Genomic DNA, 14,257 nt, shown 5'->3' with positions numbered 1-14,257 from the left:
GTGATGGAAACGAAACATACACTTCTTGAAGCGTTGGGAATCGAGTTGAAGGAATGCAGCAAAGAGCGGTGTGTTGCGGTCATGCCTGTCGACGAAAGAACGCGTCAGCCATTCGGTTATCTGCATGGAGGTGCGTCCGTTGCGCTTGCTGAAACGGTGGCAAGCATCGGGGCATATCAGCATATCGATCCAAAAGAGCAGGCATGCTTCGGGCTTGAGATCAACGCCAACCATATTAAATCGGTGAAAGACGGAACGGTTAAAGCGGTCGCAACGCCTCTGCATGTAGGCAAATCAACAATGGTGTTTCAAATTGAAATACGCGATGAGCAAGACAGCCTGATTTGCACGTCCAGGTGCACGATGGCGGTCATCAGCCGCCCTTCATCGTAAACCAAAAAAACTCGCCTTTTAGGGCGAGTTTTCTTTTTATAAATAGGAATCTTCCTTCTTTTTAATCAGAAAATTTCTGTTGCCTTCATAATCGTCCTGTACGCTTTTCTTTTCCATTTTTACGCCGGTGTTATAGGCGGCCCTTGCGATCAGGTGGGCGCCTACAGGAGACGTCAGAAATACAAAGACGATACCGAGCAGCACTTTGGCCGTAATGAAGCCGTGCAGAAACCAGAAGTAAAAGAATACGCCGAGCAGCACGCTGATGATCCCCAATGTCGCTCCTTTAGAAGCGGCGTGGATTCTTGAGTATACGTCAGGCAGACGCAGCGTTCCAAAGGAAGCGGCTAACGATATCAGTGCGCCAAGAAGGACCAAGACGGCGATAAGCAATTTAGCGGCTTCGATCATTTTCGATAATCTCTCCTTTCTCAAGGAATTTAGAAAATGCGACGGTGCCGATAAAGGCCAGAATACCGATCAAGAGGATGACCTCCAAATATGCTGTCGTATTTAACAAGATGGACACGAGAGCCGTAATTCCGATCAGGTTGATGCCGATCGCATCAAGCGCCACCACTCTGTCCGGGATGCTCGGCCCTTTAATGACCCTCAGGACATACAGAAAAGTGGAGACCGCCAAAATGCCGAGTGACAATTGCAAAATAAATTCAAACATCAGCGGCTTACCTCCTTAATGGCCTCTTCAAATGAAATGCGGATATCACTGATGGCTTTCTCAGCATCATCGATATCGACCGCATGAATATAAAGAATCGAACGGTCATCAGAGATATCGACAACCAATGTGCCCGGTGTCAGCGTAATCAGGTTCGCCAATGTCGTGATTTCCCAGTCCGCTTTAAGGTCTGTCTTGAAGGCGAAGATGCCGGGCTTATTTTTTAACCTTGGGGATAAGATCGTCTTTAATACGCTGACGTTTGCGAGAACGAGCTCTTTAATAAAAATAAACAGCAGTTTAATGATCGCCCAAATGTTAATCAAGTAAAAGCGGCGGCGGAAAAAACGCCTCATCAGAAAGAGCGAGAATAATCCGATCACATAACCGACGACAAGCCCGGCAGCAGTGTAGTCATTGTTCAGAAACATCCAGCACAACGCAAGAATAAAGTTCAACAATATTTGTAATGCCATGCGATCTACTCCTTCAAAACGGCTTCAATATATTTTTCGGGGTTGACGAGCGTATCAGCCGCCTGATGGAAATACGGCGCGATAAGCTCGGTTCCGAGTCCGATGGCAAGCGACAGAAAGAGCAGTACCGCTGCCGGATACATATAGCCTTTTAGCGGTCTTTTGGCCGGAGCATCTTCCTGTTCATCCCCCCAGAAGCCGTTGATAAATATTTTCATGACGGAATACAAGACGAGCAGACTGGATAAAAGCATCAGCAGCGTAATCACGAATTCACCGCTTAGAAAGCCGCCCTCTGCAATTTTCAGTTTGCCGATGAATCCGCTGAAAGGAGGGACCCCTGCCAATGAAACAGCTGAAATCATAAACATCCAGCCGAGCACCGGATGGTTTTTGATCAGGCCGCTCATTTTTTTCAGGTTGTTTGTCCCTGTCAGAGCAAACAGCGCTCCGCCAAGCATAAACAGCGCTCCTTTAATGATCATGTCATGAATCAGATAGTAGACAGATCCTTCGATCGAAGCCGGCGTATTGGCGGCGATACCGAATAAGATCACACCGACCGCAGTCACAATATTGTAGATAATGATTTTTTGAACATCCCAGTAGGCGATCGAGCCGATGACACCGAAGATGATCGTAAGGGCCGCAAGCCAGACCATTAATTGATGAGTAAAAGCCGCGTCTTGGGTGAAAATTAAAGTAAACACCCTTGTGATCGCGTACAGGCCGACTTTGGTCAGAAGTGCGCCAAACAGTGCGGACACAGCGGCAGGCGGCGCATAATAAGAACCAGGCATCCAGAAATACAGCGGGAAGATGCCGCCTTTTAAACCGAAGACGATCAAAAATAAAACAGCGATGACCGTGATCAGCCCGGTTTGGCCCGATTCACTGATCCGAACGCTCAAATCCGCCATGTTTAATGTGCCCGTCACCGCATATAAATAAGCGACTCCGATGACAAAGAGGGCGGAAGAGATAATGTTAAAGACGATGTACTTCAGAGATTCCCGCAGCTGGATCTTCGTGCCGCCAATGACGATCAGCACATACGAAGCCATCAGGAGAACCTCAAAAAATACGAACAGGTTAAACAAGTCCCCGGTCAAGAAAGCGCCGCTAACTCCGGCAAGCAGGAACTGGACCGCGGGATAATAAAAGAAACGCTCGCGTTTTTCGCCGATGGAGCGAAACGAATAAAGAACTGTCAGAAATCCGATAATGGCTGTCGTTAACGCCAGAAGGCTGGCGAATTGATCAGCGACAAGGCTGATCCCGAACGGCGGCTTCCACCCGCCGAGATACAAGGTCTGGATTCCGTCCGTATAGACGGTCTGCACAAGAACAGCGGCCGCCGCGATCGCCGCAATGGAAGATATGGCGCTGAATGCACGCATCAGCACGATCGACTTGTTCATAAAGATGAGCAGAACTGCGGCCATTAAAGGAATCAGTATTGGCAGAATTACAAGATTATTCATGTTGATCATTTCCCCTCATTTGATCCATATCATCCATTTTCAGCTCTTGGTAGGCGCGGAAAGCCATGACCAGGAGAAACGAGGTGACCCCGAAAGCAATGACGATCGCCGTTAAAATCAACGCCTGAGGGAGAGGGTCGACATAGGTTGACGACTCTTCATTTAAAATGGGAGGCGCTCCTTTTTTTAACCCTCCCATTGTCAGCAAAAGCAGGTGGACGCCATGGCTAAGAACGGCAGTTCCGATAATCACCCTCAGAAGGCTTTTTGAAAGCAAGAGATATGTCGCCGCCATAAACAAAATTCCTACAATAAAAGACATTAAAATCTCCATTATTCTCTCTCCCCAATCGTCTGAATAATGGTCATGGTCACGCCGACCACTACGAGATAAACCCCGATATCAAACAATACCGCGGTGGCAAGCTCCGTTTTCCCCAAGAGCGGAAGGTTAAAGTAATCAAACGCGTGGGAAAGAAACTGAGCGCCGAATAAAAATGAACCGATTCCGGTGGAAACGGAAATGAATAAGCCGACGGCCGCCACATAGATAAAGTTGACGGGCAAAATGTTCTGCACCGTTTTTAAATCATAGGCAAGCAGCAGAAGGACGAGCGAAGACGCCGTCATCAATCCGCCGATAAAACCGCCGCCCGGGTTATTATGGCCGGCAAAAAACAGATGGAAAGAAAAGAGCAGAATGATAAAGGATGCAATCTTTGTAACGGTTTGCAGGATCACATCATTCGTCTGAACCTTTTTCAATGCTCTTCCCCTCCTTTCCCCATTCTGAGCCTGATCATGCCGTATATTCCTAAAGCGGCTATGACAAGTACGGTAATTTCAAACAATGTATCAAATCCCCTGAAGTCGACCAATATCACGTTGACGATATTGTGGCCGCCTGCGAGTTTATAGCTGTTTTCAATAAAATACGATGCAATGCTTTCAAGGGAGCGCTGGCTGTTTGCAGAAAGTGCGAGCAGCGTCACAACAGTTCCGACTCCGACCGAGACAAGCGCATTTGTGACCCTGAACTTAGCCGACTTCGGCTTGAATCTGAGCTTCGGCAAATGATAGAAGCAAAGCAGGAACAATGCGACTGAAATCGTTTCGATAATCAGCTGCGTCAGCGCGAGATCCGGCGCTCTGAAAATGACGAAGAACAGCGCAAGCGTGTAGCCGATGACGCCGAGCCCGATAATCGCCGTCAGTCTTGATCTTGCGAAAACGGTGGTAAATGTTGCGGCAATCATGACGGCTGACAGAACAAGCTCATAGATGCCGATTGAAGCATTGCCTTTCACATCGTATGAAAAGCCTCCGGTAACAACGAGCGATCCGCCGATGATCACGATAAAGAAGACAAAAACATAGACGAGATAATCGCGAAGAAACCCGGTCATATACGTTCTTGTAATCTTGTTGGAGCCTTTTTCAAGCCCAGACAACGAGCTGTCGTACAGTTTGTTGAGCGTCAGTTTTTCCGGGAAGAGGCCGTAGACCTTCCGCCATTTTGACAAGGTCAAATAGGCGAGAACGCCAAGAGCAACGACGCCGATTGTCATGTAGAGTTCAGGTGAAAAGCCGTGCCACATGTAAATATGAACCTTGAATTTTTCGTCTCCGTCCAAAAGGGTCGGCATAATCGACGATGCAGCCGGTTCAATGATGCTGTATGACAGAATGTTCGGGAAAAAGAAAAAAATCACCACGAGAGAGACGAGGACAATCGGCGAAATCAGCATGCCGAGTGGAGCCTCATGCGCTTGTTTTTCAAGTTTTTCAGGCTGATATTTCCCCCCGAACGTTTTAAACAGCAGAACCATGCAGTAAATGAACGTAAACACGCTTCCGATCCAAGCCAGAACAGGAAGCACAAAACTCCATGTGTCGGCGTTATACAAATTAAAATCCGTAATCCTGAGCATGCTGGTGAAAAACATTTCCTTGCTCAAAAAGCCGTTGAACGGCGGCAGACCAGCCATTGAAAACGCGCCGATCAGCGTAATCGTAAACGTAATCGGCATGATCGTCATCAGACCGCCAAGCTTGCGGATATCCCTCGTTCCCGTTTCATGATCGATGATTCCGACTGCCATGAACAGGCTGCCTTTAAATGTCGCGTGGTTGATCAAGTGAAAAACGGCGGCGATTACTGCAACCATATAGTATTCAAAATTTTGATAGTGCAAAGCTGCGGCACCGACGCCGAGCATCGACATGATCATTCCGAGCTGGCTGACCGTAGAAAAGGCAAGTATCGCTTTCAGATCAGTCTGCTTGACGGCGTTGAACGAACCCCAGAAAAGCGTGACAATCCCCGTGAGGGACACGATCCAAAACCATTCCCCGGAAAAAGCGAACACAGGGGTGAATCTTGCAACGATATAAATTCCCGCTTTTACCATCGTGGCGGAGTGCAGGTAAGCACTTACAGGCGTTGGTGCTTCCATCGCGTCTGGAAGCCAGATGTAAAAAGGGAACTGCGCAGATTTAGTGAAGGCTCCGATTAACACCAGCACGAGAGCCGGAATGAAAAAGCCGTGGCCCGAAATTAAATCAACTTGGTTGATCATTTCTCTGATCGAGAATGAACCCGTAATCGTGTAAAGAAGAATGAAGCCTCCAAGCATGGAAAGACCGCCGAAAATGGTGATAAGCATCGATTTTGTCGCGCCGTATCTTGATTTTTCCCGCTTGTACCAATAGCCGATGAGCAAAAAAGACGATATGCTGGTCAATTCCCAAAATAAATAAAGTACAATGACGTTATCAACGAGAACAACGCCGAGCATTGCCCCCATGAACATGAGCAGATAAACGTAAAACGGTCCGAGCTGCTCTCTTTCTTTAGATAGATAATAGATGCTGTAAAGGACAACCAAAGACCCTATCCCTGTAATCAGAAGGGCGAATAGCAATCCGAGTCCGTCAACGTATGCGGTAAAGTTAATGCCAAAGGACGGAATCCATTCCAGTACAGCCTTTAATGTTCCGCCATCCGCCGTCATTTTGATCATGCGGAAAAAATAAATAAATAATAGAACAGGAAGAATCAGGACAAACCAGCCTGTATGAATCTTTCTGACGTTTTTCGCCAATAGCGGAATCAAAAAGGCGAGTGCAAAAGGCGATAAAATTGCAATATGTAAAGCCGTCATATTAACCTCCCTTTAAGGTAGCATGTATAAATACATTCTGTTCCATACTAAAATTTTCAAACGTTATGTACTTTTTTAGAACTGGTGACCTAGACAAATTATAACTCAAATTTTAATCGGCTGCATGATCTCATGATAACCGCGGTTTATGCGGTCTTATGAACCTGAAAACAATTTTAACAAAAAATGCGGCATTTGTATAATGGAAAGTTTTTTTGAACAAGATGAATTTGAGGTGATGAAAGATGAGAAGGAAAGCTTTTATCAGCTTAAGTTTATTTTGTTCGCTTTTTGCGGGAGCGTTTATGATCAACAGGGAAATGACGCGTGAACAGACTCCGGGGATAGGAACGGACGAAGGCCCTCAATATCGCGGGGATTACACGCCGCTTCAGACGGGAGCGGAAGATCAGTCCTTAATGGGAAAAGAAAGAGCTCCCTTTAAACCGAGAGAATATATCAGAGTTGAGAAACGCTGAAAACAAAAAAGGAATCCGATCGTATAGATCAGACTCCTTTTTGTTTTTTTATGCGGCCCTTACGAGGTCAAGAACCTTAGTAAAACGGTCGCCATAATGACGGTTGCTGCTCCGCCGAGACGCGTTGAGATTTGCGCAAACGGCATCAGCCCCATCCGGCCTGAAGCCGAAAGAATGGCCACGTCCCCCGTACCGCCGAGACCGCTGTGACAGCCGGTGACAATCGCTGATTCAACAGGGTACATGTTCATTAATTTGCCGACAAAGTAGCCTGATGTCACCATGGCAATGACGACTGAAGCGCAGACGGCGATGAAGCGCAGGGAAATAACGGACGCCACATCATCAAGCGGGATGTAAAGAATGCCGAGCCCGACCATCAGCGGCCAAGTGAAGCTTGATGACATGAATTTGTAAAGCTGGTGTGCGCCTTTTTCCATGCTTGCAGGCAGAAGCTTTGCATATTTTACGGCAGCCGCCGCGATGATCATCAGGATCGCTCCCGGAATTGCGATGAACTTGGAGACCAAACCGCCGAAAATGAAGAAGGAACATGCGATTAAAACGCCGGCACCCATTAATTTCAAATCGATTTTCGGCTCCTCTTCTTTTTGGTTGAAAATTTCATCGTCTTTTTTCGATTTGACGAGCCTGCCGTTACCATTCAGCTCAGGCCGCTTTTCGCCAAGCTTTTTCATCAGTCCGGCTGAGATGATGGCAACGACGTTTCCGATAATAGCGGCCGGAATGAGCTGTGAAACAAATACATCTGTGGATTGTCCCAAAATTTGCGAGTAAGCGAGTGACAGCGGCAGGATTCCTTCGCCGATGCCTCCGGCAATAATCGGTACAATAATAAAGAAGAAAGCTTCATAAGGGCTGTAGCCAAACAACAGACCGACGAGAATACCGGCGGCAACCGCTGCGACCGTCCCGGCCAACAACGGAACGAACATTCTCATAAAACCTTGAATCAGAACCGTGCGATGCATTCCTAAAATACTTCCCGCGACTAAACATGCGATGTAAAAATACAGAAAATTCGACGTTTTCATCAAAGTCGTAACCGCTTCCATAGATGCGGGGTTAAGCACTTTGAAAAAGACTAAAAACGAAGGAACAAACAGCGAGAGAATGGCAGGTCCGCCGATATCTTTTAAAATCGGAATGCGCTGTCCAACATCCCCGAGAATAATACCGAGAATCATAATGATCGCGAAACCGCCAAGCATGTCATTCGGCAATTCGTTATAGTAAGCTGCCAGAAAAATAATCAGCGCAAGCGCAATGTATAGCGGAAACGGAATCACGCCGATTTTCCAATTGATCAACTTCTGGAAAAAATTTTTATTTTCTTTATGACCGTGATTTGTAATCGGTTTCAAATCTTTTGCTGCTTCCATCAAAAACACCCCCATGTTTGTATGTGTTCAATTGTAGAAGAAAAGTGTCAATTCTGTGCGTTTTTTAAATTAAAATAATCGATTGATAATTAAATTAAAGCGAAAAAGAGCGGGAAAAGAGGAGGAATCTGCTTGATTTTGATCAATTTATAGGTCTTTTGATTTATTGGGGGGCGTATCCAGGTAAAAAAGGGAATTCCCTGTCCGGGGAGAAAGCTTTTTTAAAGCAGCAATTTAAAAAACCCCCGAAACTGTTTTCGGGGGTTTTGCATTATGATTTTCTTTTGACAAGAGATCCTAACGCCTCTCCCATTTTCACTTGAAGAGAGGGGTGAAGGCGCTCATCAGGAATAAAGGTATCCTTTTCAAACAGCAGGATAACGGTCGAGCCGAAAGAGAAATATGCGATTTCGTCGCCTTGACGCCATTCTTTTGACTCCTCGAGCATCACGATCGAGTTAATATACATCGCCCCGACCTTCACAAGCAGGGCGGACCCATATTGATGCTTAAATTCGGAAATCATCCGGTAGTTTTTTGTCAGCGGCGATTTTCCGTAGGTCAAACCGATTTGATTCACGGGGTAAGACGTGCTTCCCAGCGAATATTGCGTTTCAAGTGTACCGTCAGCCGGGCTGTGAATTCTGTGGTAGTCCCTCGGGCTTAAATAGATGATGATATAGGTTCCGCCGATATAGCGGTTCACGATCTCGGATCGCCCGATCATTTCTTCTACGGAATAGAGCTTTTGTTTGACGGTAAATTGCTTGTCGCGCGTGATGGCGCCCATTTCTTCGATGACTCCGTCCACAGGGCTGACCAGGCTGTTTGGTTCAGCGGGAAGGGGGCGTGCACCGCTCTTTAATTTTCTGATGAACAGCTCGTGCAGGCTGTTAAAAGAGCGGACATCTTCCAGCATCTCTTCTGTATTGATATGAAAGGTTTTGATATAGGAGGGGATGAGAGGTTTGCTGAGCTTTGACTGAGCAAACTTTTTCAGCATCCGGGACACGCCCTTTTTATTCGTCAACTCGATCAAAAACCGGTAAAGCCGCTTTTTCAAGCTGTTCACTCCTTTACTGATCACACGGGATGCAAGCGGTATTTAAATCACGCCGATTGTGTATCCGATCGTAATAAAAACGAGACACCAAATAAAAGCCCCTGATCCGGCATAAATCAGGAACCTTTTCATGTCCATCTCGTTCATGCCGGACAGATAGCATGTCACATGGCGGATTCCGGGAACAAAGTAGCCGAAAAGAATCGTCCACGGGCCGTATTTTTCAAACCAGCGGTGCACGGTGTCCAGTCTTTTCGGCGTCAGACCGATCCATTTCCCGAACTTATCGAGCAGCGGTTTACCGATTTTCTTCCCTAGAAAGTAACTGATGAGCATCCCTGATACCGCACCTGAAAAGCTGATCAAAAGAGACAGCTCATAGTTTAATAGATGAATAGAAGACAGATACCCGACAAATGTCATCATGACTTCATCGGGTATCGGCAGGCCTACAATTCCGAGAACAAGCATCCCGAATATCGCAAAATACCCGTATTGGGAAATCAATTCTTTTGCCAACTCCATGAAAAACTAGCTCACTTTCTTCAATAGTTTTTTCCCCTTCAGGCTGATGACTTTGATTTTGCTGACCATGAGAAAGGACAGGAACAGCATAATCAAAATGTACGGCTTTTTGCCAAGGATCTCTGATAAAAGGTTTAAGCAAACCAGAATTGTTCCGGCTGCGGTGATCGGAAGGCCTGTAAAATAATCCTGGTTCTCTGATTGAATATTAAATCGCGCCAGCCGAAGCGCTCCGCAAACAGGGAATAACAATGTCGAAGGAAGGCCTAAGATCGGTGCATCATAAAAAACGATTGAATAGGTGATGATGGCCGGGGCGACTCCGAAAGTGATAATATCAGACAAAGAATCCAATTCTTTTCCAAACGGGCTGACGGCATTTAATCTGCGCGCGGCCATGCCGTCAAGGCTGTCCAAGATAGCGCCGATCAGAACAAATATAATGGCTAAGAATAAATACCCTCTGAATGCAAGCAATATTGAAGAGATGCCCGAAACAAAGTTTCCAATCGTAATTAAAGAAGGTATGACTGATTTATTCAATGTTTTCGCATCCTTTAAATAAAAACGTTTTATATAGAAATTAAACAATATTAAATTGTATACGATTTGCTTCCTGTCTGCAATAAAATTCCTGAAATGATTGATAACCAGACTTTTTCATCATACCATAAAAGTGGTAAAGACACTGGCGGCGTCAAAAAAATTTATATTTTGTTAAGGTAACAAAAAAATGAATAAGAGAGCAGACGCTCTCTTATTCTATCGTTCGGTTGGCGTTTTCCTTTAATATAAGCCGATAAATCAGGCCAGCGCGGGAATCGTCAAACGCAAGGCGAAATCAGCATCAGACGCTTGGTATTTCTTTGAAGAAGGAAGCGTGGACCCGATGCTGTTGATAGCTTTGAGCGAAGCCGAAGAACAGAGCGGATTCGTTCGGGTCGAACCCTAAGCGCAGCGAGCGCGATAAATCCTTGTCCGGTAACGGCGGCATGCGAGAAGTCAAGCGTGACCGTCACAAAAAAACGCCCGCTGTCTTTAGGAAGCAGCGGGCGGGGAGGGGACATGTTATAGATATTGGTTAATCACGTTCAAGTCATTTGTATTTAATTTATATTGGAAAACCGGTCTGCCGATCGTGCCGTAGGCCATTTCTACGTTGAGAACTTCGATTTCCTCCAGAAACTTCAAGTATTTGCGAATTGAAACTTGAGAGATTTCCGTGTGATTGGCCAAATCTTCTGTTGTGAACGTCAAGCTGTCAAACGATCTGATGCTTGACCAAATGAGATTCAGCGTGCTTTTGGTCAGCCCTTTTGGCAAATGCATCTTTTCGGGCGCGCGTTTTTTTTTGAAAAAGTTCGAAATCCAGCTCTTTTTGGCTGATATTCCGGTTGCTTGCATAAAGCTGCTGCTTCCGTTTGTAATCGGTTAGGGCGCTTTGAAACCGCTCAAATTCGAACGGCTTGATTAAGTAATCGACAGCCCCGTACCGCAGCGTTTTTTGAACAACATCCATTTCACTGGCCGCTGAGATGACGATCACGTCGACAGCTTGATTCTGGCGTCTGATCTCAGTGAGCAGCTCGACGCCGTTCCTGCCCGGCATATAAATATCGAGCAGGATCAGATCGATGTGCTCTTCCCGGAGGAAGGTGAGAGCCTCTTGAAAAGAAGCGGCAATTCCCTTCAGCTGAAATCCCTCTACCTGGCTGAGGTAACGTTTATTCAGCTCTCTTACCATCGGGTCATCTTCAACAATTAATACATCAATCATGGTCATCCTCCTTTGGTTCATACGGAATGCGGAGACTGAATGTCGTTCCTTCATTCTTTTCGCTTGTCACGATGATATGTCCATTTAAATTTTCAAGGCTTTGTTCGACGAAATAAAGCCCGAACCCCCGGTTGGAGCCCTTTGTTGAAAAGCCTTGATCAAACATTTTCTGCTGTTCCTCCTTGGATATGCCGACTCCCGTATCCGTGACTTCAATATCAAGCTGTCCGTCATGGTGGCGGAATGAAATCGAGATATTTTTCTTATCAGTTGCGGAAACGGCATCCAGGGCATTGTTGAGAAGGTTCCCGATAACGGTGATTAAATCGTGTATCACCGCTGTGTTGGCTGTATCCGGAATCCTCGTGCTGCAATGAACCTCCAGCGAGGCCCCCTGTTCCCGGATATAGCTCTGCTTGCCGAGCAAAAAGCCGGCGAGCACCGAGTTTTTAATATGGTTGATAATTTCGCTCGCTTCAGACTGCTGATAGATCGCAATGTCTTTTATATAGTTTCCAAGCTCGTCGTAGTTCTTTAATTGAACGAGACCGAGAATCACGTGGAGCTTGTTCATAAACTCGTGCGACTGCGCCCTGAGCGCGTTTGCGTACATTTTAACACCGGACAGCTGCTCAGCTAAGTGCTTCACTTCGGTTTTGTCGCGGAATGTGGCAATCGCTCCGACGATGTTTCCCTTTTTTAAGTGGATCGGAACTTCATTAAAGACAAGTTCTAGCCCGTTGATTCTAACGTCGCGGTCCAGAACGGGCTTCTGAGTATCGATCACTTGTTTCAGGCGGTTGTTTGGCAAGATGTCGGTGACATCCCGGTCGATCGGATTCTCTTCGATCCCCATTTTATGAAACAGGCGCTTCGCTTCCGCGTTGGCGAGCTTGATTTTTCCTGTTCGGTCAACGGCGAGTATCCCTTCTTTTGTCGATTCAAGCATCGCGCTTCGTTCATTCAAAAGCGTTGCAATTTCATACGGTTCCATACCGAACATAATCGTTTTTACTTTCCTCGCCACGATGACAGCTCCGATGATTCCGGCGAAGATGCTGAGGACGATAACCGTATATAAAGGGCGGAGATTTTGCTGGGTGATCTGCTCAATCTCGTTAAGGGTGATTCCGACCGCTACCGCTCCGACCTGGCTGCCCGTTTTATTATAGATGGGAACAAAAGCCCTCAGTGATTCACCGAGCGTGCCTTTTGCCGTACTAATGTGGCGGCGGCCCTTCAGCACTTCTTTTTCGTCCCCGCCGGCAAATTTCTTTCCGATTTTATTCGGATCCGGGTGGGTTTTACGGATGCTGTTCATATCCATGACAACGACGAATTCAGTCTCGGTGATTTTTTGAACGCGGGCGGTGTATGTTCGGAGCTCATCGTATTCGCCGCTTTCCAGCGATTGCGCCGTAATCGGAGCTTCGGCGACCATCTCCGCCGTCTGCAGGGCAATCTGCTGCTCCTGCTCCCGAATGTTCCTTGCGGTCTCGGACCCGACCATAAAAAACGCGATCAATAAAGAAATCAAAACGACGACGCAGACAAATATCGTTAATCGTGTCTGCAGTTTTAATGTTTTTTTCAACGGCGATTCCTCGCGATCTATTGATTAGTCAACACATAATACTTTACAAGTAAATGGCGAATTTGTGAAGAATCCTGCCCCTTTCTGCCGCGAACAGCAGAAATTAAAAATATGGAAAATATTCTTGTCAACAGGTCCTAAGTCGTACATAATGAATGAGGAACATATCAGAAAGGGACTTTTTTTATGAAAAATACGTATGTAACAGGCTTTTTTCCTTTTATCGCAATTCTTCTTTTCAGTTCATCTCTTGCGATTTCTTCCGTTATCTATGCCATGGGGATACTGTCTTCTCTCGGCATTTACAAAGGAATGCTCGAATTTTTCTCTGAGAGCGGCATCCGGATGGCTTTGTTTGCTGTGTTTACGCTGATTTTTTTCATGGTATTTTCCGCTTTGAAGCTGATTGCCAATACAGTGACAGAGCTTGCCCTCTTATTTTTCGCCAAAGATCCTGAAGGAGCGAACCTGAGGAAAATCAGGGTCGGTTCTGCCGTGTATCTGGGAGCAAGCCTTTTATCCTTTATTTTTGTCCAATATGCCGCTGGAATTGCAGCGCTTTTTTTACTCGCAACACTCGTATATTTAATTTTTATCGTTTATGCGATCCACAGCACGCTTTCATTTATGTCATTAATCGGCTTTATTATGTTTGAGCTGCTGTTTTGGTTTACGTTTTTAATCGGCACGGTGTATATCGTCATCAAGCTATATAACAGCGTCATGGCGAGTCTGCCCGTTTGAGCCATGCAAAAAACCGGAGCGCGGACGTTTGTCCGGCGGCTCCGGTTTTTTTATGACAAAAATCGTTTTCTGATCTCAGGACCGGGAATGGTGCACTCGCTTTTTTGCCCAAACCATTTGTAACGGTTTTTCGCAATCACGCTGTAGATGGCGTCCCGTAGCGGTCTGGGAATGATCAAGAGGGCGGAAGCGGCCCGCCAAAGACCAGGAAGGCTTTTCACCACATGCAAGGCCGCGGTTGATTTCTGATATACCCGTCCGTTTTCGATCAAAATAAAGCTGTCAAAATGATCGGAGGGGAGCTGATATTGCTTGAGCAGCTTCCCCCCGGCATCAGATTGCAGGGAAGCGAATGAAAATAAGCCTTCTGGATCATGCTTGATGATGAATTGAACGGCTCCGTCGCAAAAGTTGCACACGCCGTCAAACAGAACGATTCGCTCAGGCATATCAGCCACTTTCAGCCACCCCTTTTT

The 14,257-nt window shown here is 46.3% G+C and carries 16 protein-coding genes and 1 pseudogene; 3 read left to right on the top strand and 14 right to left on the bottom strand.

Annotated elements, in window-relative coordinates; translation table 11 throughout:
- The first annotated feature begins 3 nt into the window (after positions 1-3).
- Entirely contained in the window at positions 4-393 is a 390-nt protein-coding gene (locus M1D67_RS17415) for a hotdog fold thioesterase (RefSeq protein ID WP_009329508.1), read from the top strand.
- Positions 394-429: 36 nt separating this feature from the next.
- Here M1D67_RS17415 and mnhG read toward each other — a convergent pair whose 3' ends face one another.
- Genes mnhG through M1D67_RS17380 form a run of 7 tightly spaced genes read right to left on the bottom strand, consistent with a single transcriptional unit; the run spans position 430 to position 6,196 of the window.
- Entirely contained in the window at positions 430-804 is a 375-nt protein-coding gene (gene mnhG / locus M1D67_RS17410; RefSeq protein ID WP_023856153.1) for a monovalent cation/H(+) antiporter subunit G, read from the bottom strand.
- Positions 788-1,072 (bottom strand): Na(+)/H(+) antiporter subunit F1, encoded by a 285-nt coding sequence (locus M1D67_RS17405; RefSeq protein WP_003184842.1) that lies wholly within the window; start codon positions 1,070-1,072, stop codon positions 788-790. Before M1D67_RS17405 ends, mnhG begins: the two co-directional genes overlap by 17 nt.
- Positions 1,072-1,548 carry a Na+/H+ antiporter subunit E gene (locus M1D67_RS17400; protein WP_020452787.1) on the bottom strand — a complete coding sequence of 159 codons (477 nt, stop codon included), beginning with the start codon at positions 1,546-1,548 and terminating at the stop codon, positions 1,072-1,074. Before M1D67_RS17400 ends, M1D67_RS17405 begins: the two co-directional genes overlap by 1 nt.
- A gap of 5 nt (positions 1,549-1,553) precedes the next feature.
- Positions 1,554-3,032: a Na+/H+ antiporter subunit D gene (locus M1D67_RS17395; RefSeq protein WP_026580052.1), complete on the bottom strand. Its 1,479-nt coding sequence runs from the start codon at positions 3,030-3,032 to the stop codon at positions 1,554-1,556.
- A complete protein-coding gene (locus M1D67_RS17390; protein WP_020452785.1) occupies positions 3,025-3,366 on the bottom strand; it encodes a Na(+)/H(+) antiporter subunit C in 342 nt (113 codons plus the stop codon). Before M1D67_RS17390 ends, M1D67_RS17395 begins: the two co-directional genes overlap by 8 nt.
- Positions 3,366-3,797, bottom strand: coding sequence for a Na(+)/H(+) antiporter subunit B (locus M1D67_RS17385; RefSeq protein WP_003184834.1), 432 nt, complete (start codon positions 3,795-3,797; stop codon positions 3,366-3,368). Before M1D67_RS17385 ends, M1D67_RS17390 begins: the two co-directional genes overlap by 1 nt.
- A complete protein-coding gene (locus tag M1D67_RS17380; protein WP_458117556.1) occupies positions 3,794-6,196 on the bottom strand; it encodes a Na+/H+ antiporter subunit A in 2,403 nt (800 codons plus the stop codon). The genes M1D67_RS17385 and M1D67_RS17380 overlap by 4 nt, the downstream gene beginning before the upstream one ends.
- A gap of 245 nt (positions 6,197-6,441) precedes the next feature.
- Here M1D67_RS17380 and M1D67_RS17375 point away from each other — a divergent pair, with 245 nt between their 5' ends.
- Positions 6,442-6,675: a hypothetical protein gene (locus tag M1D67_RS17375; protein WP_025809732.1), complete on the top strand. Its 234-nt coding sequence runs from the start codon at positions 6,442-6,444 to the stop codon at positions 6,673-6,675.
- Between the two features lie 59 nt (positions 6,676-6,734).
- On the opposite strand, the gene M1D67_RS17370 is transcribed toward M1D67_RS17375, so the two are convergent.
- The 6 genes and pseudogenes from M1D67_RS17370 to malK all read right to left on the bottom strand — a co-directional run bounded on the left by M1D67_RS17370 (position 6,735) and on the right by malK (position 13,037).
- On the bottom strand, positions 6,735-8,078 hold the full coding sequence (locus M1D67_RS17370; protein ID WP_458117555.1) for a 2-hydroxycarboxylate transporter family protein: 1,344 nt from the start codon (positions 8,076-8,078) through the stop codon (positions 6,735-6,737).
- 271 nt (positions 8,079-8,349) lie between these two features.
- The gene (locus tag M1D67_RS17365) at positions 8,350-9,141 is read right to left on the bottom strand and encodes a phosphatidylserine decarboxylase (protein ID WP_458117554.1); all 792 of its coding nucleotides are present in this window, start codon (positions 9,139-9,141) and stop codon (positions 8,350-8,352) included.
- 42 nt (positions 9,142-9,183) lie between these two features.
- Positions 9,184-9,666 (bottom strand): DedA family protein, encoded by a 483-nt coding sequence (locus M1D67_RS17360; RefSeq protein WP_020452781.1) that lies wholly within the window; start codon positions 9,664-9,666, stop codon positions 9,184-9,186.
- 6 nt (positions 9,667-9,672) lie between these two features.
- Positions 9,673-10,209, bottom strand: coding sequence for a CDP-diacylglycerol--serine O-phosphatidyltransferase (pssA, locus tag M1D67_RS17355; RefSeq protein WP_020452780.1), 537 nt, complete (start codon positions 10,207-10,209; stop codon positions 9,673-9,675).
- A gap of 525 nt (positions 10,210-10,734) precedes the next feature.
- Positions 10,735-11,443, bottom strand: a pseudogene (locus tag M1D67_RS17350) (response regulator).
- Positions 11,436-13,037 carry a malate sensor histidine kinase MalK gene (gene malK / locus M1D67_RS17345; RefSeq protein ID WP_023856146.1) on the bottom strand — a complete coding sequence of 534 codons (1,602 nt, stop codon included), beginning with the start codon at positions 13,035-13,037 and terminating at the stop codon, positions 11,436-11,438. Before malK ends, M1D67_RS17350 begins: the two are co-directional and overlap by 8 nt.
- A 186-nt stretch (positions 13,038-13,223) precedes the next feature.
- On the opposite strand from malK, the gene M1D67_RS17340 reads away from it, so the two are divergent.
- Positions 13,224-13,781, top strand: a complete 558-nt coding sequence (locus M1D67_RS17340; protein WP_020452777.1) for a YufK family protein — start codon at positions 13,224-13,226, stop codon at positions 13,779-13,781.
- A 50-nt stretch (positions 13,782-13,831) separates the two neighbouring features.
- Here M1D67_RS17340 and M1D67_RS17335 read toward each other — a convergent pair whose 3' ends face one another.
- On the bottom strand, positions 13,832-14,230 hold the full coding sequence (locus M1D67_RS17335; RefSeq protein ID WP_033155026.1) for a thiol-disulfide oxidoreductase DCC family protein: 399 nt from the start codon (positions 14,228-14,230) through the stop codon (positions 13,832-13,834).
- Positions 14,231-14,257 lie beyond the last annotated feature (27 nt).

Source organism: Bacillus sp. PK6-025, assembly GCF_056530265.1.
The sequence above is the reverse complement of the archived record's forward strand: the minus strand, read 5'-3'. Positions and strand labels throughout refer to the sequence as shown.